General features: G+C 46.9%; 19 protein-coding genes. 10 read left to right on the top strand and 9 right to left on the bottom strand.

Annotation, left to right across the window (positions count from 1 at the left end; translation table 11 throughout):
• Positions 1-5: 5 nt before the first annotated feature.
• From KDD36_00925 to KDD36_00915, 3 genes are read left to right on the top strand one after another with little or no spacing between them, the layout of a single operon-like run.
• The gene (locus KDD36_00925; GenBank protein ID MCB0395181.1) at positions 6-842 is read left to right on the top strand and encodes an arsenite methyltransferase; all 837 of its coding nucleotides are present in this window, start codon (positions 6-8) and stop codon (positions 840-842) included.
• Positions 830-1,510, top strand: a complete 681-nt coding sequence (locus KDD36_00920) for an aquaporin (GenBank protein ID MCB0395180.1) — start codon at positions 830-832, stop codon at positions 1,508-1,510. The genes KDD36_00925 and KDD36_00920 overlap by 13 nt, the downstream gene beginning before the upstream one ends.
• 3 nt (positions 1,511-1,513) lie before the next feature.
• Entirely contained in the window at positions 1,514-1,939 is a 426-nt protein-coding gene (locus KDD36_00915) for an arsenate reductase ArsC (GenBank protein ID MCB0395179.1), read from the top strand.
• 7 nt (positions 1,940-1,946) lie between these two features.
• On the opposite strand, the gene KDD36_00910 is transcribed toward KDD36_00915, so the two are convergent.
• The 3 genes from KDD36_00910 to KDD36_00900 all read right to left on the bottom strand — a co-directional run bounded on the left by KDD36_00910 (position 1,947) and on the right by KDD36_00900 (position 6,407).
• A complete protein-coding gene (locus KDD36_00910; protein MCB0395178.1) occupies positions 1,947-5,003 on the bottom strand; it encodes a hypothetical protein in 3,057 nt (1,018 codons plus the stop codon).
• Between the two features lie 17 nt (positions 5,004-5,020).
• The gene (locus tag KDD36_00905) at positions 5,021-5,578 is read right to left on the bottom strand and encodes a hypothetical protein (protein MCB0395177.1); all 558 of its coding nucleotides are present in this window, start codon (positions 5,576-5,578) and stop codon (positions 5,021-5,023) included.
• A 124-nt stretch (positions 5,579-5,702) separates the two neighbouring features.
• Positions 5,703-6,407 (bottom strand): hypothetical protein, encoded by a 705-nt coding sequence (locus KDD36_00900; protein ID MCB0395176.1) that lies wholly within the window; start codon positions 6,405-6,407, stop codon positions 5,703-5,705.
• A gap of 270 nt (positions 6,408-6,677) precedes the next feature.
• Between KDD36_00900 and KDD36_00895 the strand changes: the two genes are divergently transcribed.
• The 3 genes from KDD36_00895 to KDD36_00885 are packed head-to-tail and all read left to right on the top strand — an operon-like array spanning position 6,678 to position 9,616.
• Positions 6,678-7,502, top strand: a complete 825-nt coding sequence (locus KDD36_00895) for a hypothetical protein (protein ID MCB0395175.1) — start codon at positions 6,678-6,680, stop codon at positions 7,500-7,502.
• Positions 7,495-8,754: a toxin-antitoxin system YwqK family antitoxin gene (locus tag KDD36_00890; protein MCB0395174.1), complete on the top strand. Its 1,260-nt coding sequence runs from the start codon at positions 7,495-7,497 to the stop codon at positions 8,752-8,754. Before KDD36_00895 ends, KDD36_00890 begins: the two co-directional genes overlap by 8 nt.
• A gap of 22 nt (positions 8,755-8,776) precedes the next feature.
• Positions 8,777-9,616, top strand: coding sequence for a mechanosensitive ion channel (locus tag KDD36_00885; GenBank protein ID MCB0395173.1), 840 nt, complete (start codon positions 8,777-8,779; stop codon positions 9,614-9,616).
• A gap of 184 nt (positions 9,617-9,800) precedes the next feature.
• Here the strand turns inward: KDD36_00885 and KDD36_00880 are convergent, their stop codons facing one another.
• From KDD36_00880 to dnaE, 5 genes are all read right to left on the bottom strand, one after another.
• The gene (locus KDD36_00880; GenBank protein MCB0395172.1) at positions 9,801-10,754 is read right to left on the bottom strand and encodes a succinylglutamate desuccinylase/aspartoacylase family protein; all 954 of its coding nucleotides are present in this window, start codon (positions 10,752-10,754) and stop codon (positions 9,801-9,803) included.
• Between the two features lie 12 nt (positions 10,755-10,766).
• Positions 10,767-11,222, bottom strand: a complete 456-nt coding sequence (locus tag KDD36_00875; protein MCB0395171.1) for an ATP-dependent zinc protease — start codon at positions 11,220-11,222, stop codon at positions 10,767-10,769.
• Positions 11,223-11,252: 30 nt separating this feature from the next.
• The gene (locus KDD36_00870) at positions 11,253-12,197 is read right to left on the bottom strand and encodes a DUF58 domain-containing protein (protein ID MCB0395170.1); all 945 of its coding nucleotides are present in this window, start codon (positions 12,195-12,197) and stop codon (positions 11,253-11,255) included.
• Positions 12,198-12,274: 77 nt separating this feature from the next.
• On the bottom strand, positions 12,275-12,592 hold the full coding sequence (trxA, locus tag KDD36_00865) for a thioredoxin (GenBank protein ID MCB0395169.1): 318 nt from the start codon (positions 12,590-12,592) through the stop codon (positions 12,275-12,277).
• Positions 12,593-12,745: 153 nt separating this feature from the next.
• Positions 12,746-16,252 carry a DNA polymerase III subunit alpha gene (gene dnaE / locus KDD36_00860; protein ID MCB0395168.1) on the bottom strand — a complete coding sequence of 1,169 codons (3,507 nt, stop codon included), beginning with the start codon at positions 16,250-16,252 and terminating at the stop codon, positions 12,746-12,748.
• A gap of 231 nt (positions 16,253-16,483) precedes the next feature.
• On the opposite strand from dnaE, the gene KDD36_00855 reads away from it, so the two are divergent.
• Entirely contained in the window at positions 16,484-17,017 is a 534-nt protein-coding gene (locus KDD36_00855; protein MCB0395167.1) for a 30S ribosomal protein S16, read from the top strand.
• 11 nt (positions 17,018-17,028) lie between these two features.
• Positions 17,029-17,583 (top strand): 16S rRNA processing protein RimM, encoded by a 555-nt coding sequence (gene rimM / locus KDD36_00850; protein ID MCB0395166.1) that lies wholly within the window; start codon positions 17,029-17,031, stop codon positions 17,581-17,583.
• Between the two features lie 14 nt (positions 17,584-17,597).
• Here rimM and KDD36_00845 read toward each other — a convergent pair whose 3' ends face one another.
• Positions 17,598-18,932, bottom strand: coding sequence for a saccharopine dehydrogenase NADP-binding domain-containing protein (locus tag KDD36_00845; protein ID MCB0395165.1), 1,335 nt, complete (start codon positions 18,930-18,932; stop codon positions 17,598-17,600).
• Positions 18,933-19,403: 471 nt separating this feature from the next.
• On the opposite strand from KDD36_00845, the gene KDD36_00840 reads away from it, so the two are divergent.
• Both KDD36_00840 and pckA read left to right on the top strand, forming a co-directional pair.
• A complete protein-coding gene (locus KDD36_00840; protein MCB0395164.1) occupies positions 19,404-19,805 on the top strand; it encodes a DUF423 domain-containing protein in 402 nt (133 codons plus the stop codon).
• A 205-nt stretch (positions 19,806-20,010) separates the two neighbouring features.
• Entirely contained in the window at positions 20,011-21,633 is a 1,623-nt protein-coding gene (pckA, locus tag KDD36_00835) for a phosphoenolpyruvate carboxykinase (ATP) (protein ID MCB0395163.1), read from the top strand.
• Positions 21,634-21,782 lie beyond the last annotated feature (149 nt).

The following is a 21,782-nucleotide window of genomic DNA, read 5'->3' as shown; positions in this document are numbered from 1 at the left end:
ATGTTATGAATGATAATAATGAACTAAAGGAAATGGTCCGTCAGAAGTATACGGCCATTGCGAACCAGGAGGTATCCGTAAACCGGTCCTCATGTTGCGGAGCGGGTGAATGCTCCACCGAAGTGTATAATATAATGACTGATGACTACAGCCCAATGGATGGGTATGTTCCTGATGCGGATCTGGGCCTCGGGTGTGGACTCCCAACGGAATTCGCCGGAATTAAGGAGGGTGATACTGTTGTGGATCTTGGATCCGGAGCAGGTAACGATGCCTTTGTGGCAAGGGCTGCCACGGGTGCCGACGGGCGTGTGATCGGTATCGACTTCTCTGAGGCCATGATCACCAAGGCAAAAGCCAATGCCGCCAAGTTGGATTATGGTAACGTTGAGTTCCGCCTTGGCGATCTGGAGAATATCCCGATGAAATCTGAAATGGCAGATGTGGTGGTCAGCAATTGCGTGCTGAACCTGGTACCGGATAAACCCCGCGTGTTTTCGGAAATGTTCCGGATCATGAAGGTGGGAGGTCACTTCAGCGTTTCGGATATTGTATTGGAAGGCGAATTACCTGAAGCTATCAGGCAGGCTGCGGAGATGTATGCCGGTTGTGTATCCGGTGCCATCCAGAAAGGCACGTATCTGGATTTAATCAGCAAAGCAGGATTTGTAGACATTACGGTCCAAAAGGAAAAGGTCATCTTTATTCCTGATGATATTCTTTTAAAATACATGGATAAGGATCAGATCGAAACGTTTCGTTCGGGCAGTACCGGAATATACAGCATTACAGTTTTCGGAAGAAAAGCGGAAGCATGCTGTGGTGATGGCTGCTGCGCATGAAACGTCAGTGGGTGGCTGAATTGATCGGAACCTTCGCCCTGGTGTTCTTTGGCACCGGGGCGGTGGTTATTAACAGCATTTACGGAGAATTGCTAGGGCATATCGGTATCTCCGCTATGTTTGGTCTGATCGTGATGGTGATGATTTATGCGGTGGGTGATATTTCCGGTGCACACCTGAATCCTGCTGTAACGATTGGGTTTAGTCTGGCAGGACGATTTCCCGGATCACAAGTATCCATGTATATCCTGGCGCAGGGTATTGGTGCGATTGCAGCAAGCGCATTGTTGTGGTTGTTGTTTCCAGAAACAGCTACGTTTGGAGAGACGATCCCTGTCAATGACAGGTACTTCACCGGATTGGGCGTGGAAGTTATCCTGACATTTGTCCTGATGATGGTGATTCTTTCGGTATCAACCGGCGCAAAAGAAAAGGGCATTACCGCAGCCATTGCAATAGGCGCAACGGTAACGATTGGGGCATTATTTGGCGGACCTGTTACCGGGGCTTCCATGAATCCAGCCAGAACACTGGGACCCGCAATTATGTCGGGGCATTGGAATGGCTTCTGGATTTATCTGGCAGGACCGCTAGCCGGAGTTGCCACTGCCGTTCTGCTTTGCCGTTTTTTACAGTCAAAACATACCATTAATGATAATAACGCTTAATAAATGAATAGGAAGAATATTCTGGTTTTATGCACGGGAAATTCCTGCAGAAGTCAGATCGCCGAAGGCTACCTCAGGCATTTTACGGGAGGAAAACATGCCATTTACAGTGCAGGCATTGAAACCCATGGCGTAAATCCAAGGGCTATAGAAACCATGGCGGAGGATCATATCGATATCTCCGGACACACATCTAATCATATTGATGAATATCGGGAAGTGCCGTTTGATCTGGTTATTACCGTGTGTGATCATGCACGTGAGAATTGTCCATGGTTTCCAACTGAAGCGGAAAGGGTGCATCACAGCTTTACGGATCCCGCAAAGGCAACAGGGTCAGAAGGGGAGATCAAAAAGGCATTCGCTGATACAAGAGATGAGATAAGGGAATACTGCAGGAAACTTGTAGCGGATAAATTCAATCTGTAAGGCACGGTTATTCTCCGCCATCATCATCTTCTTCCTGATTATCTCCCTTCAGGAACTGGAATTGGTAATCGCCTCCCTGCAGATTGATCTGGCGTTTCTTCTCCGTGAAAGTGAAGTCCACATTAAAGGTATCAAAACCATTGAACTCAATCAGGAATTCTTCCTTGTCCGATTTGAACCGGTCACCAAAGATGTTATTTACTTTCACCGTGAAATAGCCCGCCTGGGGTACGTTCAATATATACTCTCCGTTTTTGTCGGTCAGAACACTATAAGTATCACCATTCTGACCCGTTGCGGTCACGCGTATACCTTCCACATTGATGGCGCCGTCGCTGCTGAATTTATCCCTTAACAGCACGATCTTTCCTTTGATCTTGTAGGATGCGGCAAAAGGAATGTAAACCGTGGTGTGACTTTTCACCACAATGGTCTGCTTGTCACCATTCACATTATACAGATCCCCGAGGTTGGTCAGCGGCAGGAATGTAAGGCGGTAGCTTCCTTCCGGCAGATTGTAATAGTTAATCTCACCATTGGGTCCGGTGAGCAATTCCATCTGGGCAAAGTTACCATGACCACGGGCTTTGTCATATTCCAGGCGTTTGATGTCTGTCAGGATATTAGCGATCATAGGCTCACCTTCATCCTTCTTTTTGTTTCCGTTTACGTCACGGAAGCATACTACTTTTACATTGTAATATTTCAACCGGGGCTGGGGCAGGTCAAATGATTTTCTCACACCAAGGGAGAAATTGTAAGTCTTATAGGATTGTCTTCCTTCTTCTATATCCGTCCATGAATTGATAAAGGCATTGCCCATGCCATAGAATATCCAACCTTTCTTTGAGAACACGTCAATGCGGGCGCTCATGCTGCTGTTTTCGCGGTTAGAAGGCATTCTGATGCTGTAATTCATGTACAGTGAGATCTTCAGGGTCCTGTTCCGCAACCAACGCTCGTAGTTGGGACGCAGATAAAATACCTGATTCATTTTACCGGTCTGGATCAGGTATTGGGCATCTACAATATTCAGTGATCCGTAAACATAATAGGCGCCTAAGGTCCAGTGACGCATGCGATAGCTCAGACTTAAATTCGTGCTGAAGATGCCCCTGTCCGGAGTAAAAACCTGCACGGAATCGAAATTGGTTTCCTTAATGAATGAATATCCCGCAATGGCCGTGGGTGTGATTGATTGAGTGTTGGAGATGCTGTACCTGGCTGAAATATACATGCCGGCATAAGTGTTCAGGGTACGGGTGGTGAAATTGTAAGCGGGATAGTATGCAGACCGTTTTGTACGGCGGGCTGTGGGACCGGTTTCTATATACAAATTCTGACTGCGGTTTTCGGATAATGTCAACCGAACCATATCATGGTCGAACCGGTTGCCATCATAATACAGAATATCCGGAAATCTGCTGGCCATTTGACCATAGCGATCATAAATGAGATTCACCCTCTTTTTCTTATCCAGCATATACATGAATGCAGCCCTGGCATTTGAGTTTCCGCCACCACGTGCAAAGTACCTGGTGCTTCCGGTGGTGGTGGCATTCACCTTTAGTTTGGTTCCCGAGAAGTTGTACGAGAGACGGTATCGGAATCCATACAGGGTTGTGTCAAATGAAGATGGAATGGTAGGGGTTTTGTTAAATGTGGAGCGCCCCAGGATCACACCGCCGTTGATGGAATGCTTTTTGAAAAGCGTCGTGCCGGTCATCAATTGATAAGCGAGGGAAGAAGTACTGTTCCGCTGGTTGTCTTCATAACTCAGACCACTGCTAACCCGAAACTTTTTTAATACCAGGGCGCTTCCTCCGACCGAATAGTTATAGATGGGATACAGGGTGTTTTGAAAGGCGGAAGCGTATACATCGTAGTCCCTGTTAAATTTGTAGTTGGCAGATACGCCTCTACCGCTGGAATTGAAGATACCCGTTGAAATAATGTTTTCCCCGGCAATCACATTCCATTTGGTATCGCGGTAACGTACATAGGCCGTTAAATTCTGAGGTTCAACGAATATACCACTTCTGCTTCCTCCAGGGGAAAAGGGAATATTTCTGGCATTCACCAGATAATTGACTTCCCTGGACTCCGGAAACAGCACAGACCCGAATACGGAAGTATTGATTCTTGGTTGAGCCGTGCTCATCAGGTTGTAAAACTGAACTTCAGCATTCAATGGCGACGCAGATTGCTCTTTGGTGTTGATATATTCGCTATCCACTTTTTTGAACCAGATCGTTTCCTTGAGTTTGGTGTAGTCTGTCGAAGCATTAATGGTCACCGTTGATTCTTTCCATATCTGTTCAAGGTATGAGGGGGTATCTTCATCCTTCATAGCACCTCCCACGGCAAAGGTCAGCGTGGTATCGGTGTAGGGTGGTAGTTCCACGTATCTGGCATTCTTTACACCGTTGAATTCCGGCATGATCAGATTTTTGCCAACATCAAATTGCAGGTAAACCACCTCTGGTGTATTCCCTTTGTTAGACAAGATGACCTTGAATTGAACGTCGTTATAGTAGGCATTGAAGTAAACCACGTTGGCATTGGTGCTTAAGCTCCACCTGCTCTTTCGTATGATTTTGATATAGCAATTCTCGGAGTATAGTGCCTGGTTGGTTCTGAAGGTAACGTTAACCACATGTGCCATTCCGCCCTTTGCTTCTCCCGGGATAGATAATCTGAATGGAATGTATTCTGTTTGTCCGGGAGCGATGGTATACCTTGCCTTGGGTGTGTATGCGATTCCCCAACCGAAAGGGACAAAGAACTCTATGGTTCCTGTCATCGGTTCAGATGATGTGTTCTTGACCTTTAATACATTAAAAAAGGTAGAATCTGCGCTTTGTTCGATATGATCGCGCGTGAAGACGAGTACCTTGTTAGGGTCCTCTTTTTTTGCTGTTCCCGCAGAGTCTGGTGGTGTTGTGTTGGTACTGTCAATGGTCTCGCCAGGCGCAGGGTTTGTGTTCAGCGTATCCTGGGCAAGCAGAACACCCGCCGTAGCAAACAGCAGGAGGCTTGTTAAGTGGAGGATGCGCTTTTTCATTTTTTAGGACCAGTCAATCAAAATTGTGGAATAAGAATGATCTCAATTTCCACGACATAATAATCCGGTGTTTCTCCCAACAAACTTCCATTCGCCATTCCTGCCTGGTATGTGATATTTACCTGGTGGGTTGTCCAGTCACAGTTCAAGTGTGCCGCATTGGTTGTTTCCATCAGAACTTCACCGGCTACGGTCAGGTCTTTTAGTCCGTAGTAGGTGGCGTCAGCCGGATCCAGGCCAATGTTGTTGGTGGCCTCAAGTTGAATGGTATTCAGCGGCAGTGTGTTTGCACCGCTGCCCTGAAGATCCGTGGCACCATTGTAGGAATTGAATTCAAGAGACCAGCCTACGAGTGTTGAATTCGGGGTTGGCGGATCTGTGGGCAAATCTGCGATATTGATACCAAGCACGGTGCCGTTGGTTACTTCAATACCGCTATTGTATTTGTCAAGGGTATTGAAATAGAAGGGAATATTTCCTCCTGAAAGTATACTCAACCGTGCGGTGTTCCAGTCTTGTGCATAGGCACTTAACCCGAATGTTGTAAGCAGCAATACCAGTGATAATTTGACCATGCCTTTCAATTTCCTGTGTTCAGTTTTTAGTGATCACGGACTGGTCTCGAAACTTGAAGTATTATACGAGAAACCAGCCGCACAGTTAAGTACGGCTGGTCCCTTCGCATAACGAATTGTTGGATTAGTTGTCAATGGCCAATTCGAACAACACATTGGTCACATAGCGATCCGGTGTTGGAGACGGTTGCTGATCGATCAGCTTGACCGTATTCATCGGATTCACTGTGAAGGCCTCTGCGGTTCCGCAGCGCCATACCAACTGGAAAGAGTTGTCGGTGGCATCACCGGCGTTGGCGCTGGTCGCATCATCATTGTCCTCAATCAGGTCAACGGGATACGCCTGTAGCGCGGTTCCGGTATTGGCATTGTCCGTAGGTGTGCTGAAAAGCTCTGCACCCGCGGTGGTTGCCTTGGCCAGACCTGTACCTTCAAAGTTGTGTCCACCACCGTTTACGATGGTAAAGCCAACATTATCAAGTGCCAGTGTATTGGCCGGATTATCGGTTCCGATGAAAGTGGCTTCCTCTGAACCATAGGTCACTTTCCAACGGGTGGAAGAAGCTACGGTGAAGTCTGACTTATAGAAAGGCTCGGAAGCTGCAGGGTTCGCAGAAGATGATGTACCCTGGTCCCCAGATAAACCATTCTTATAATCATCGATGGTATTAAATACGAACTCGATATTGCCGCCATTCGTAATGGTCATACGCAATACCTGGTTCAAGTTAACGGCTACAGGAATCACTTGTCTATCCCTTACAGCCTGTCCGAAAGATACCTGGGATATAATACCCAGCATACCAATAAACAGTAAGTTCCTTTTCATAACGTTTGTTTGTTTGTTTGTTTGTTTGTTATACAATTTGGTTTTTTGGTTTGGACACCAATGCAGTGGTTTATACTGGTAATGTTCCAGACGGGTTACGTAAAGTGTTGATGGATATGTATTTTTGGGTATGTTTTCCGCAAAAGTTTCGATTAATCAACCAATTAACCCGATAATTTGTAAGTTTTTCTTTGCATAAACGATTACTGTTGTTGAGCACATGAATCATTATCTTTGAAAATCACAAATGTGTATTATTGACCTATGACCATGATGATCAAAAATGTTGAAATCCGCATAAAATGGGCGTTTGTTTTAGCCATGCTCCTGGTACATGTCACTGCATATACCCAGGATTTTGAGGTGTCGCCGGTGGTGTTGAACTTTTCGGTGGAGCCCGGAGGGATCGCCACGGAAAAAGTATTGATCCGGAATCATGCCAATACAACCCAGCATTTTGAATTCAAATTGGGTGATTATGAGGTGGATGATAACGGAGAAAAGAAACGACTGCCTCCAGGAACAGCATCGAGAAGTTGTGCGGACTGGATCAGCGTGAATCCTGGTTTTCTGGAGTTGAAACCCAATGAAGAAGCTGAAGTGAATGTGATCATGACCGTACCAAAGAACGGTTCGGAAACCCGGTGGGGAATTATTTATGTACAAGCTGCCACAGAGCGTACTTCGCTGGATGTAGATAAGAACGTGGCAGCCGGTGTGCTCCTGAAACCGCGAATCGTGATCTTTGTAAGCCAGTCTCCCAAATCCAATACGAATTTCCAGGGAAAAATTCAGAACCTGACTGAGCTACCGATCTCAAAAGACCCTGCCTCAAGAGAATTCGAAGTAGAAGTGATGAATTCCGGTGATAAAATGTTGGAGTCCAAAGTCTATCTGGTGCTGGCCGACATCCAGTCAGGAGAAGAGATCCGCTATTCACCCACCAAGAAAACGCTGGTGCCTGGAAGTAAAGGGGTTTTCAAACTTACCATTCCAAAGTCGGATATCAAGAAAGGCCGGAAGTATGCCCTGGCAGCTGTTCTGGATTATGGCCATCGTTCGGCGCTGGAGGCGGTTCAGATCATGATTGAATAAATATGCCGTGACCTATTATCATCCATTTTTTCTGAAATCCATTATCCTTTTTGTGGTCTGCACCTTTGTGTGTGGGGCGGAAATAAAGGCGCAACATACAGAAACCACTTATTATGATGATGTGCCCGGCCAGGTCAGGGAAACCTGGACGTATGAGGACGCAGATGGTAAGAATGTGCGTCATGGTGAATACCGGATCTATTATGACAACGGCACGCTTTGGCAGGAAGGAACGTATGAGCATGGCAATATGGTTGGTATCTGGAAGGACTACCATTACAATGGAAAGCTGAAGCAGCAACTTCCATATGAGCAAGGAAGATTGCAGGGGCGGTTAAAGGTGTATTATGAAAGCGGATCACTTTATCAGGAGATACCCTATAAAAATGATCTTGTCAACGGAGAGGTGAAAATATTTTATGAGGATGGTTCACTTCGTGAGAAAACCGATTACGTGGATGGGCATCTGCACGGTGAATCGGAGTCTTATTTCGAAAATGGAAACAGGCATTTTATCAAAACCATAAGACATGATTTAGAACAGGGCTCCCAGCAGGTTTGGTTTGATAACGGTCATATCCGTGAAAAATCATTTAAGCGTAACGGCGTATATGATAGTTTGTTTACCGGTTATTACAAGGATGGTCCCGACGGCAGTGTTCAAAAGATATGCTTCTACGAAAACGGTCAGCTTCATGGTCCGTTTCAGGGCTTCCATCCCGACGGTTCATTGATGAACAGGTGCAATTATGTCCATAATAAGATCGAAGGATTGTATGAGTCTTTCTACAGTGCAACGGTCGATTCAGCCTCTGGGAAAAAGGAAATACCGTATGAAAAAGGGCATTATGTAAACGGAGAACGTGATGGAGTATGGTACTTCTATCATCCAAACGGGCAATTATATATGCAGGGCCAATATAGCAAGGGCATGTACACCGGAGAATGGCTCCTGTATTATCCGAATGGGAAACCGAAACAAACCGGCTCTTTTTCAGAAGGAAAGGAAAGCGGAATGTGGTTTTTTTACCACCCCGATGGAAGTTTGAACAGAAAGGGTAATTTTGCCAACGGCGTCAGATCGGGTCAATGGGTGGTCTATTACCCGGATGGCACCACCAAGGCAAGTATGAGCTATGACGATAAAGGTGAACCTCATGGTACCTATAGGGTGTTTGATGAAGAAGGCCACCTGACTGAAGAAGCCGAATACGAACATGGTGAAAAGAAAGTAGAACAATCTCCGGAGTAAATCCGGTAAAAAATCACTTGCAATGAATGAATTAGAATCCGTGGGACTATCTACAGATCCCAATCAATTGATTGAGTTGGCACGTACCTGGGGGTACACAGTTGGTGGTCGTCTTTTAGTGGCGATTGCCGTATGGGTTATTGGGCTTTGGGTGATCCGGGGTGTGGTCCGTGGATTGAATACGGTGATGGAAAAGCGCCACCTGGATCCGTCATTGAAACCGTTCATGAAAAGCCTGATCAATACCCTCCTGAAGATCATGCTTGTGCTGAGTGTGCTGGGTACGCTCGGGGTGGAAATGACCTCTTTTATTGCGTTCCTTGGTGCGGCAGGTATTGCCATCGGTATGGCGATGTCCGGAACACTTCAAAACCTGGCCGGTGGTGTGATGATCCTCATCTTCAAACCGTATAAAGTAGGTGACGTGATCGAAGCATCCGGGTATACCGGTACCGTAAAGGAGATTCAGATTTTCAATACCATTTTGAATACACCTGATTTTAAAACGATCATCATACCCAACGGACAATTAGCCACTAATTCGATGATCAATTATTCCACGGAAGACAAGAGGAGGGTGGATTGGACTTTTGGTGTCGGTTATGGAACAAGCACAGATAAAGCCAGGGAGATCATCGCAAATCTTGCTTCACAGGATGAACGTATCTTCAAAGACCCTGAATTGTTTACCGCAGTCTCCGCACTGGCCGATAGTTCCGTAAACATTGTGGTAAGAGCCTGGGTGAAATCGCCTGATTACTGGGCTGTCTATTTTGATATGAACGACAAAGTTTATAAGGCATTCAACGAACAGGGCATTGAAATCCCATTCCCGCAGGTGCAGGTGCATATGTCGAAATAGTATAAAGTAGTTAGTAGATAGTACTTAGTAGTTAGTTGAGGGTCAATGCGGATTCCATGATCCAATGTGGTATCTTCTAACATCCAAAGTCTCAGCGTCCAGATCCCAGGCATAACAGAAGGCAAACCTCCTTTCGCGTAGTCAATGCACTAACTACTAACTACTAAGTACTATCTACTAACTTCTAGACAGAAACATATCCCATGTGAAACAGTGCATCGCCCTGATTGATCACTGGCATATGGTTTACCGCGATAATGTAACCGCTTTCTTTCGCGCGAACATTCTTGTTGTAGTCGCCAAACGGGCCTGAGATGGTACCTATAATGGTACCTTTACGTACTTTCTCACCACTTTCCACAAACGGTCTGAACAAGCCTGCCGATTTGGCCCTGATCCAACCGCTTCTTCGAAGGATGGTTACATTGTTTGATTGTGGGGCCTTTGAGATCATTTTCAGGTGCTTCATAAACCGAAAGGCGCTATCTACTCCTTCCGAGATGGCATGTTCGTCAAACCTCAGCGATTCACCTGCTTCGTATACCAGGGCAGGAATCCCCTTTTTTGTGGCATACCAGCGCAGTGACCGGTCCCTAAGGTTGGCATTGATCACAAAGGGCGCACCCATGGCCACCGCCATTTCTTCAATGGGACCCCTGTCCAACACACATCGAACCTGAGGGTAGTTGCTCCGACTTGCACCTCCGGTATGAAAATCTATAATGTAGTCTGCAAATTGCATGATCTCGTGGGCAAAATGCCATGTAACCCTGCTGGCCAAAGATCCTGCCCTGTTACCGGGAAAGCTGCGGTTTACATCTTTTCCGTCCGGAACCTCCCTGGAGTAGTTCAGGAATCCATACATGTTAAGAATTGGGATGGCCATCACCGTTCCTTTAAGAAGGCGCTTCATTCGGGCGTCACTGATGATGCGACGTATGATCTCAATTCCACCGGCCTCATCTCCGTGCATGCCAGCCAGAAGCAACATCGTTGGTCCCTCTTTTTTACTCCGGAAGATGTGTATTGGAATGTCAATGGGTGTGCGGCTGGGCAGACTGGCAATATTCAGGTTGATGATTTTACGTTCGCCGGGAAGCACTTCCGTGCCATTGATCACTAGAGGAGATGTAGACATGGATGGAGGACCTTAGTCAGGCTTCTGTTTTAACCGGTATGAAAGATTGAACTTATTGACATCGACTACAAACTTGCTCCTCAGAAATTTTCTGCCGAGAAGTACCGGATGCCTGAGGTCACTGCGGTTGGAAAGTGACATTTCAATAGGGCGTTTTTTTCCGAAGATCACAATGGTGGTCAGGATTGTGAAGCGTTCTTCACTTGATCCGAAGGAATTCTTGATGGTCCGGCGTGTGTGTACCGGAAGACTGTAAGTCTGTTCGTTGTACAATGGGTGTTCGGGGTCGAGGAGCTGAAAGCAAACCCACTCCTTGCCTTTTACCTTTTTGGTAGAGAAGTTATGACAATGTAAAGCGGAGGTGTAGGCGCCTGTATCTACTTTGGCATCCAGGTCGATCAGGTCCAGGTCCGGAAGGTCAATCTTGTCTTTCCTTCCGATCGTTCGTTTGTCCTTTTTTTTCGGCATCGCTTTGATTGAACAAAGTTAACATATCGTTCAATATAGCTTTTGCCGTTTTAGAAGGTAGGGTAGAAGCACCTGCCGGAACCCTTCCCGGATATCCGCATCAATGAAATCAATCTGGTACTGGCCGCATCGTATTTTGAGTTCCTTGAAAAACTTACCCACCTGCTCTCTGTATTGCTCCCTGACTTCCTTGGGGTGCAGTTTCAATTCCTCGCCGCTTTCAACGTCAATGAATCGGTATGGGCGGTTGTCATAGTCGAAATCCACTTCCCGTTTTTTATCTGTCACATGAAAAAGGAGAACTTCGTGCTTATTATGGCGCAGGTGTTGAAGTGCAGAGAATACGGCCTCAGGGTCACCTGAAGACTCCATCATGTCGCTGAAGATGATGACCAGTGAACGCTTATGTAGCTTCTCAGCGATCTCATGCAATACGCCGCTGGCAGCTGTTGGTTTTCGGTCATTCCGGTCTGCCGGAACAAGCAATTTCTCCAGTTCATGAAACAACCGTTTGGTATGCAGGGAGCTTGAACGGGCTTCGGTATTCATTTCCAGTTGTTCAGAAAACAGGCTCAGGCCTACCGCATCCCGTTGCTTGCGAAACAGCTGGATGAGCGCGGCCGCAGCATATACCGAGAACACCATTTTATTGAAGGGCTGGCCGGATTCATTGAATTCATCATAGGGGAAATACATGGATGAAGAATTGTCAATTACGATCTGGCAGCGGAGATTCGTTTCTTCTTCATACCGTTTCACGAACAACTTTTCTGTTCGCCCGAATAATTTCCAGTCTAGGTCCCGGGTTGATTCTCCCTTGTTGTAAAGTCGGTGTTCGGCGAACTCAACGGAAAATCCATGGAACGGACTTTTGTGAAGCCCGGTGATAAAGCCTTCCACCACCTGGCGGGCCACCAGCTCCAGGTTGTCAAAATGCGTCAGACTTTGAAGGTCTATTTGCCCGTGATTACTCATGGTAGTGAAGGTATGAAAAAAACGGCAGGGATCTTTCGATCTGCCTGCCGTTTAGGTGTTACCAGTGGCATGTTGCCTTACATCTGTGCTTCCAGTTTTCCGGATAGTACGGACTTGGGTGCAGCGCCTACCTGCTTGTCAACCATCTCTCCGTTTTTGAAAACGAGAAGGGTTGGGATATTTCGGATCCCGTATTTCATTGGAATTTCGGGGTTGTCGTCCACATTCATTTTGCCGACCACAGCCTTGCCGTCATAATCTTTGGACAGCTCTTCCACGATCGGGCCTACCATCCGGCAAGGTCCGCACCATTCTGCCCAAAAATCCACCAGCACAGGCTTGTCCGAATTTAATACCACCTCCTGGAAGTTTGAATCTGTGATCTCTAAAGCCATTGTTGCTTGAATTTAAAGGTTAGTAATTCTATTTACAAAGATACGTAGTCAAAAACATTGCCATGGTATATTCTGTGACATTTTGACATTTATTATGAAATTAACCCGACGCTTTTACATTCATGTTCCGGGTGTTGTATGCTGTTAATGTCATCAATTCAATTGAAACTCCAGATCCTGCATGGCTTGCAGTGAGTCGATAAACTCCTTGCTCAGGCTTACGCTTTTTTTCTTGGAGGGCATGGAAATCTTCCATTTTTCCGATGGATCTGTAATATTAAACCTGATGCGGCAGGGGCCCGGATGTTTATCTACCAGTTGTGTGAACTTTTCCACCCATTCATCAGAGATATCTCCAAGTGTCAGATTAAACTCGATCGTTTTGGCCAGCTTTTCCCTTACCTCCGAAAGCAACTGAATATCTGTTACGGAGAATTCCATGCTATCGCTGTTTCGGAACCGCGGTTGTACCTTGCCTTTGATAAATACGAATGTGCCGGTTTCCAGGAAATGCTTGAACTTCATATAGCTTTCCTGGAAAAGGTTTAAGGTTATGGAATCCGAAAAATCCTCAAGTACAAAACTGCCGAAGGGCACGCCATTTTTGGTGGTCCGGTGCCGGGCAGAGATGATCACACCTGCCACACTTATGCTTTTGTTCTTGAGCGCATCGAGGTCTTTGAGAGATTCCACCCCGGAGGTACAGAAGCTGTCCATTTCCAGTTTGTAGTCGTCCAAAGGATGTCCCGACAGATAAATGCCGGTTACTTCTTTTTCCTTTTGCAGCCTGTCGAGCTTCCCCCAGGTATCGCAATCGGGCAGGGAAGGCTCCGGGATCTGGATCAACGATTCGTCATCACCGAAAAGGGAGGTCTGTGAACTTGTTTTGGCTTCCTGATAGGTGCTTCCAAAACGGATCACCTTTTCCAGGAATATGGGTCCCTCATTGGCTTCCTGATAGAAGTACTGTGCACGGTGGCTACCTTCGAAACTATCGAATGCACCTGCTTGTGCCAGACTTTCGAGGCACTTTTTATTGGCGGCACGGAGGTTTACCCGGCGAACAAGGTCAAAGATATTCCTATAGTGACCTTCTTCCTGGCGCTCCCCGATGAGGGCATGTACGGCGCCCTCACCAACGCCTTTCACAGCGCCGAGTCCAAACCGGATGGCGCCTTCCGGGTTCACGGTGAATTTGAGTGAACTTTCATTCACATCAGGACCCAGCACGGGAATGTTCTGCCGCTTGCATTCATCCATGAAGAAATTGATCTTCTTGATGTCATTCATATTATTGGTAAGCACGGCGGCCATGTACTCGGCGGGGTAATTGGCTTTGAGGTATGCGGTCTGATAGGCCACCACGGAATATGCGGCGGAGTGTGAACGGTTGAAACCATATGATGCGAACTTGGCCATCACGTCGAAAACATCCGCAGCTTTCTTTGCGTCGATTCCTTTTTGCCCGGCTCCTTCAACGAATACAGCTTTTTGCTGTTCCATCACATCGTGCTTCTTCTTTCCCATGGCCCTTCGAAGAAGATCCGCAGCGCCGAGCGAGAAGCCAGCCATGATCTGGGCTGCTTGCATGATCTGCTCCTGGTAAACCATGATGCCGAAAGTGTTTTTCAGGATGCCTTCCAGCAACTCATGAGGATATTCTACCTTTTCTTTTCCGTGCTTCCGGGAAATATATTGAGGGATGAAATCCATGGGACCCGGCCGGTACAATGCGTTCATGGCGATAAGGTCCTCAATGTTCGTGGGCTTCAGGTCACGGAGGTAGGTACGCATACCTTCCGATTCGAACTGGAAAGTTCCGATGGTATCACCCTTCTGGTATAATTCAAATGTTTTAAGATCATCCAGTGGGATCTCATCCGGATCGATGTGGATCTGATGCCTTAATCGGATAATATCTATGGCATCCTTAATGATGGTCAGGGTTTTGAGGCCCAGGAAGTCCATCTTCAGCATGCCGGCATCTTCGATGTATTTGCCATCGAATTGGGTGACCCAAAGATCGGTATCTTTTGAGGTACACACCGGAATGTACTTGGTGATATCGTCCGGGGCAATGATAATTCCGGCGGCGTGGATTCCGCTGTTGCGAACAGATCCTTCCAGTTGTTCGGCTAATTTCAGAACAGCTCCCTGGCTATCATCTTTTTTCCGGGCGTCTTTTAACTCGGGTACTTCATCAAATGCCCTTTTCAGACTGATGCCTGGTGTTTCAGGTATCAGTTTGGCAAGCCGGTCCGAATCTGCCAAAGGAAAGTCCATAACACGTGCCACGTCACGGATGGATGATTTTGCGGCCATGGTTCCAAAGGTGATGATCTGAGCTACCTGTTGCCGGCCGTATTTATCCACGACATAGTCAATGACCTTTTGTCTGCCTTCATCATCAAAATCGATGTCGATATCAGGCATGGAGACACGTTCCGGGTTGAGGAAGCGTTCGAACAGCAGGTCATATTTGATGGGGTCAATGTTGGTGATGCCTATGCAGAATGCCACGGCAGATCCCGCAGCGGATCCGCGTCCGGGCCCGACGGAGACACCCAGATTCCGGCCTGCTGCGATGAAATCCTGAACGATGAGGAAGTATCCGGCAAAGCCCATCGTCTTAATGATATTCAGCTCATGGTTCAGGCGTTCCTCAGTCTCTGCAGTTACCTCATGGTAACGTTTTTTTGCACCCTCAAAGGTCAGGTGTTTCAGGTAGTCATCTTCAGTTTGAAATCCTTCGGGGAGTATGAAATTCGGTAGGAGGATATCTCTTTTTAATTGAGGCGGAGTGATCTTATCCACGATCTCATTGGTGTTGTCCAGTGCTTCCGGTAGGTCGCTGAACAATTTTGCCATCTCCGCCTGGCTCTTGAAAAAGAACTCATTGTTTGGAAAGCCGAAACGGAAACCCTGACCGTCACCCACCGGCTTGCTTTTTAATTCTCCCGTATTGACACACAACAGGATGTCGTGGGCTTCCGCATCCACCTGGTCTGTGTAATGTGAATCGTTGGTGGCGATGGTTTTAACATTATACTTTGCCGCCCATTTAAGTAGGAGCTGGTTGATGTCTTCCTGGCTGACACCGGTATTATCTATATTGTTGATGTGGTGCCGTTGTAATTCGATGTAGTAGTCTTCCCCGAAAATATCCAGCCAGGAGCGGAATATTTTCTCCGCTTCCTCTTCCCCCTTGTGTATGATGGCTTGTGGAACTTCCGCGCCAATACAACAAGTGGTGGCGATCAGGCCATCTTTATATTGAAGCAGAATTTCCTTATCTATCCGGGGCCATTTGCTGTAAAGGCCGTCAATGTATCCGAGGGAGCATAACTTAGACAAGTTGCGGTATCCATCTTCATTCTTTGCCAGCAATAGCTGGTGATAACGATGATCTCTGTTTTCCTTCGTGAATGTCTTTCTGAATCGGTCTTCCACCACATAAAATTCGCAGCCGACAATGGGTTTGACCCCTGCTTTGTTGGCTTCTGCCACGAATTTGAATGCTCCAAACATATTGCCATGGTCGGTCAGGGCCACGGCGGGCATGCCGTCTGCTTTTGCCTTTTCCATTAACTTTGAGATGTCGGAAGCGCCATCAAGCAGGGAAAACTGGGTGTGAACGTGCAGATGGGAAAAGGTAGGCATATGCGATAATTATTGGTTCGGAAGACGACTTGTACGGGCTAACAAAGTTACAAATCAAGAGGGTGGGCACGCGCCGGTGTTGAAAAGTATTGAAAAGTGTCGTGGTCCCGTAATGGCCGGTGTTTCCCGCTCAAAATCTAAAGTTTCGCAATTGTTTGCTTGTTTTTGGTATTTGTTGCATCTTTGCACCCCCTTTCAGGGCTATTGTTTTTAGCAAACAGAATCGAACTTATGTCAGTAAAGATCAGATTACAACGACACGGAAGACGGAAGCGTCCTTTTTACCACATTGTGGTAACCGATAGTCGTTCCCCCAGAAACGGACGTTTCATCCAAAGACTGGGCAGCTATGATCCCAATCACGAGAAGGCCATTGTGACCTTGAACTTCGACAGTGCCGTGGAATGGGTAAAGAAGGGTGCACAGCCCTCCGATACCTGCCGCGTACTCCTGTCACAGGAAGGTGTGATGTTGAAGAAGCATCTCGATCAGGGTGTGACCAAGGGCGCTTTGACGGCAGAGGATGCCGAGAAGAAATTCAGTGCCTGGGTGAGTGGTAAAGAGAAGCGTGCGGAGGAAAAAGTAAACAAGCAACAGTCCAGGAAAGAAGCAAAAGCCAAGGCCAAGGCAGAAGCTAAGAAGAAGGAAGCCGAAGCAAATGCTCCTGAAGCTGCCGCTCCCGAAGCACCTGCCGCTGAAGCAGAGGCTGCTGCCCCTGCAGAGGAAGCCCCAAAGGCTGAAGATAGCGCTGAAGAGAAGGCATAAGTCTGCGCACCATGGAGCCGCACGAAGGCTATGTGTTGGGTTATGTGAAGAAGTGCCACGGCTACCAGGGAGAGGTTCTCCTTAAACTGGACGCAGATCATCCCGAATATATTTTAAATCAGGAAGTAGTGTACATCGAACAAGATGGTAGACTACTTCCTTTTTTTTTACGAGGTGTTAATCTGCGTAACGACCATGAAGCCATCCTGGCTTTTGAGGATCTAGCCACGTCGTCCGAGGTGGAACCACTTATCGGAAAAGCGGTGTTTCTGCCGCTGGAAACCCTTCCCGAAAAAGTTGGCAATGACTTTTACTTCTATGAAGTGATCGGTTTTGAAGTGATAGATACACACGGTATTTCCTATGGAACGGTCACGGAGGTGATGGAGCGCCCGGGGCAGCCTGTCCTGCAATTGGATGACAAGGGAACTGAGCGTCTGGTGCCATTGAATCGGGAGTGGGTAGCGAACGTCAATCGCGAACTACGATCAATCACCATGTTTATCCCTGAAGGCCTCAAAGAGGTATATGATTCCAACGACAGCAACGGGAACGCTGCCGAATAATTTCCATTGGAAAGTTAAGCTTCCGCCGGGACCTCTTCTTCTGTAAAACCGATACCCAGAGATTCCAGTTCTTCCAGAACAGGTTGGTAAATTTCCTGGCTCACAGGTATCATTACACCCCGTGATTGTATTTTATCCTGTAAGATTAATTTTGCTGCAATGCCCATAGGAATACCCACGGTCTTGGCCATGGCGGTGTAAGTGGCATCATCGCCTTTGACCACCAGACTTGAAGTAAGGTGTTTTTTGTTTCCTTCTTGCATGTAGGTGAATTGGTGCTGCATCACGATCATGTCGATATCCTTTTCTCCCAGAGCCCACTTTTGTTCAAGGAGTTCCTGAAGGAACACAGCGGCGGTTTTATGATCACCTTTCAGGGGAATGTGATCGAAGAGGCCCAGGTATTCCAGCCGTTCGGTCAGTCCGGGGTCCTCTTCCGGGTTTAGGAATTGCATGACCCTTGCTTTGATATCACCGTTTCCCTTTGGTAGATAAGCTTCCAGCAAATCCGTATAGGTGAGGTTGTCATTATGTATGATGCATGAATCATCGGTCCACCCTAATTTGATCAGCGCATCCCAGGCTTTGCAAAAGCCATCTACCCTAAGCGTACCTCTGATCAGCGTAGGGATGTTTTCAATCCCATATGCTTTTCGGTAAAGAAGCGAATCACGGTTGGCATATCCTTCAAAGCGACCGTGGCCCTTCACCTCGATAGGCACGGTATCCGTGAATAGCCTGCTGTATGGTATATAGCGGTACTTTCCGTCTTCAATGAATTTGGCAGTTCCTTGTCCGGCCATGACAACATTCCTTGGGTTCCATGTAAATTTATAGGCCCATGGATTGTCGGCGGATTCCGGTGCCACCAATCCTCCCGTGTATGATCGGAATGCAATCAGTTCTCCGCCGGACGCTTTGATATGGTCAATGGCTTTCATGGCGGACATGTGGTCGATGCCCGGATCAAGTCCACACTCATTCAGAAAGATCAGCCCTTTCCTGCGCACCTCACTGTCAAGTTGCTGCATGTTGGTGGAGGTGTATGAGGCGGTCACCAGATTTCTACCCACTTCCAACGCGGTTTTGGCGGCAAGTTCATGTAATTGTGGAGGCAGGAGAGATAAGACAATGTCATGCTTATGTATCGCTTTCGTTCGTTCTTCCTCACTGGTCACATCCAGTGCGACTGCTTGTGCGTGAGCATGGTCACCGGTTTTTTTTCTGGCCATGGATTCCGAAACATCAGCGACGGTAATCTGCCATTGGTTTCCGGAAACATTATCCAGCAGGTATTTGATTAATGATGAAGCCGATTTGCCGGCGCCCAGCACGAGAATTTTTTTCATGATGTATAAACTAAGGAATGATTTTGCCGGGACTAAGCTAATAAATGTTGGGGAGAGGGTGTTTAGTAGATAGTAGATAGTAGATAGTAGATAGTAGGCAGTAGGCAGTTGCCGGGCTTGATAAGAGGATCCGGCGTGTAGCATTAATAAGAGATGAATGCTATCATGTGCTAATGTGACGATTTGAAAATTCATCAATTTGAAAACCTGCCAGCCGAAGCTTAGGACAGTGCAGGCTGGTGTGATGATTGAATTCCTCACATCCTGTTATCCAGACGCGAGGGATTTGTATGCACTGTATATTCTCTGCATAACATCGACGGGACAAATCACCACATCACTAAATCACCAAATCACCAAATCACCACCTCACCACATCACCAAATAACACATCCCCCACGTGCACCGGATCAAACCCTCCCTCTAATCTCAACGCGTCTCGTACTAACTACTATCTACTATCTTTGCACCATGACCAAACTTTTGCAAAATCGTATCATCCTTTGGTCCGGAATTTCCGGAGCACTAGCGGTGGCCCTGGGCGCTCTGGGCGCTCATAAAATTGTTCCGATGGTTAGTGAAGCACACGGACATGCCTTTACGACAGCAACCCAGTATCATATGTTTCATAGTCTGGCCTTACTCGCATTGGCCGCACTTTCAGATAAAATAAACGAGCGATGGTTACGCATTTCCTTTCTGGCGTTTTTGGCCGGCATTGTTTGTTTCAGCGGTTCGTTGTACTTGTTGAGTACACGTGAGATTACCGGCTTGGCAGGTTTGATGTGGTTGGGTCCGGTGACACCGTTGGGTGGACTGATGCTGATCACGGGCTGGTTATGCCTGGTTTTGGGCGTCCGTCGGACTTCCTAAAAGAGATTTGTTCTAAATGTAACATTGATAGGACTTTGCCAGTATTATCCCTTATTGATTTCCAATGACGAATATTGTATTAATGTGAAAAAAAGTATCACAATTGTGAATAGAAGATCACGGAAAAGGCCGGTTTGTAAGGATTTTTCGTATACTTTTGTGCTTTCTTTCCAAAAAATAGAGCGAGAACCAACAGTCGAGAGTCATGAATGAACACGGAATTAAAGCTCCGGACGCGAGTGTTAAAGACCTTGGATTACATCACGTAACCGCAGCTTACTGGAACCTGAGTCCGGCAGAATTAGTAGAAGAAACCCTGATCAGGGGTGAAGGGCTCCTGGCCGATACAGGGGCCCTTGTCATTGATACCGGAGAATTTACAGGGAGAAGTCCCAAAGACCGGTATATCGTGAAGGATGCCATCACCGAAGAAGCGGTTTGGTGGGGTGATATCAATCAGCCTTATGATGCGGAGAAATTCGATCGGCTTTACGATAAGGTCATGGCTTACCTGTCCGGTAAAGAGGTTTATGTGCGAGATGCGTATGCCTGTGCAGAACCAGAGTATCGCACCAACATCCGGGTGCTGACGGAATTTCCATGGCAAAATCTTTTTGCCCATAATCTCTTCCTGAGGCCTGAAAGAGAAGAGCTAATGACGTTTGATCCGGAATGGACGGTTGTAGCCGCCCCCGGGTTTTATGCGGATCCGGAGAAGGACGGCACACGGAACCCGAATTTTGCCATCCTGAATTTCACCAGAAAGGTGATCCTGATCGGTGGAACGGCGTATACCGGAGAGATCAAAAAAGGAATATTTTCTGTTCTGAATTTTGTATTGCCCCATCAAAAAAATGTATTGGCGATGCACTGTTCTTCTAACATCGGACAAAAAGGGGATACTGCTGTGTTCTTCGGATTGTCCGGTACGGGAAAAACCACGTTGTCTGCCGATCCGGAACGCAAGCTCATCGGCGATGATGAGCATGGATGGAGCGATAAAAGTGTCTTTAACTTTGAAGGTGGATGCTATGCCAAGTGTATTGACCTGTCTGAAGAACGTGAGCCGGAAATTTACCATGCCATTAAGTTTGGTACATTGCTGGAGAACGTGGAATTCCATCCGCAAACCACCTCGGTGGATTTTTGCAATGTGACAAAAACGCAAAATACGCGTGCTGCTTATCCCATTGATTTCATTGAGAATATTGCAACACCTTCTATTGGAGGGATTCCTGAAAATATCTTCTTTCTCACCGCTGATGCATTTGGCGTATTGCCTCCGGTATCCAGACTAACATCCGGTCAGGCGATGTACCACTTCATTTCCGGATATACCGCCAAGGTGGCCGGAACGGAAGTCGGAGTGAATGAACCTCAGGCAACATTTTCCGCTTGTTTTGGCGCACCGTTTCTTCCCTTACACCCTACAAAGTATGCGGAAATGCTGGGAGAAAAAATGAAGAAAAACAATACCCGTGTCTGGCTGATCAATACCGGATGGTCCGGAGGAAATTATGGTGTTGGCGAACGGATCAAACTGCGCTTCACCCGTGCCATGATCAATGCAGCACTTGAAGGAAAACTCGACGATGCGACCTTTACCAAACATCCTGTATTTGGTGTGGAGGTACCAGCAACCTGTCCGGATGTTCCCGATGAGATTCTGGACCCCAGAAAGACCTGGAAAGATGCGGCAGCCTATGATGCAATGGCATCCGAACTTGCTGCGAAGTTCAATAAGAACTTCGAGAAATTCGCAACGTTTGCCAGTGAAGAGATACTTGCAGCAGCACCAAAGGTGAATGTGAAGGAGGGGGTCTCCTGAATGGTTTGCAAAAATTAACAATCCATTCAAAGGCAGGAACAATTCATTTTTTTTACTTTTGCTTTACATTGTGAAAGTAAATTCAAACCCCAAATGATATGAACGAGCAAATCAAACTAGGTTTATTGGGCCTGATTGCTGCAACGCTG

It is taken from the genome of Flavobacteriales bacterium (assembly GCA_020435415.1).
Classification (GTDB): Bacteria; Bacteroidota; Bacteroidia; order JACJYZ01; family JACJYZ01; genus JACJYZ01.
The sequence above is the reverse complement of the archived record's forward strand: the minus strand, read 5'-3'. Positions and strand labels throughout refer to the sequence as shown.

Coding starts and splice junctions, on each gene's coding strand:
- KDD36_00855 (MCB0395167.1), top strand. CDS start 16,484: ATGTCAGTAAAGATCAGATTACAACGACACGGAAGACGGAAGCGTCCT.
- KDD36_00880 (MCB0395172.1), bottom strand. CDS start 10,754: ATGTCTACATCTCCTCTAGTGATCAATGGCACGGAAGTGCTTCCCGGC.
- pckA (MCB0395163.1), top strand. CDS start 20,011: ATGAATGAACACGGAATTAAAGCTCCGGACGCGAGTGTTAAAGACCTT.
- KDD36_00915 (MCB0395179.1), top strand. CDS start 1,514: ATGAATAGGAAGAATATTCTGGTTTTATGCACGGGAAATTCCTGCAGA.
- KDD36_00870 (MCB0395170.1), bottom strand. CDS start 12,197: ATGAGTAATCACGGGCAAATAGACCTTCAAAGTCTGACGCATTTTGAC.
- KDD36_00895 (MCB0395175.1), top strand. CDS start 6,678: ATGATGATCAAAAATGTTGAAATCCGCATAAAATGGGCGTTTGTTTTA.
- KDD36_00875 (MCB0395171.1), bottom strand. CDS start 11,222: ATGCCGAAAAAAAAGGACAAACGAACGATCGGAAGGAAAGACAAGATT.
- KDD36_00905 (MCB0395177.1), bottom strand. CDS start 5,578: ATGGTCAAATTATCACTGGTATTGCTGCTTACAACATTCGGGTTAAGT.
- KDD36_00925 (MCB0395181.1), top strand. CDS start 6: ATGAATGATAATAATGAACTAAAGGAAATGGTCCGTCAGAAGTATACG.
- KDD36_00885 (MCB0395173.1), top strand. CDS start 8,777: ATGAATGAATTAGAATCCGTGGGACTATCTACAGATCCCAATCAATTG.
- KDD36_00840 (MCB0395164.1), top strand. CDS start 19,404: ATGACCAAACTTTTGCAAAATCGTATCATCCTTTGGTCCGGAATTTCC.
- rimM (MCB0395166.1), top strand. CDS start 17,029: ATGGAGCCGCACGAAGGCTATGTGTTGGGTTATGTGAAGAAGTGCCAC.
- KDD36_00900 (MCB0395176.1), bottom strand. CDS start 6,407: ATGAAAAGGAACTTACTGTTTATTGGTATGCTGGGTATTATATCCCAG.
- dnaE (MCB0395168.1), bottom strand. CDS start 16,252: ATGCCTACCTTTTCCCATCTGCACGTTCACACCCAGTTTTCCCTGCTT.
- KDD36_00910 (MCB0395178.1), bottom strand. CDS start 5,003: ATGAAAAAGCGCATCCTCCACTTAACAAGCCTCCTGCTGTTTGCTACG.
- trxA (MCB0395169.1), bottom strand. CDS start 12,592: ATGGCTTTAGAGATCACAGATTCAAACTTCCAGGAGGTGGTATTAAAT.
- KDD36_00845 (MCB0395165.1), bottom strand. CDS start 18,932: ATGAAAAAAATTCTCGTGCTGGGCGCCGGCAAATCGGCTTCATCATTA.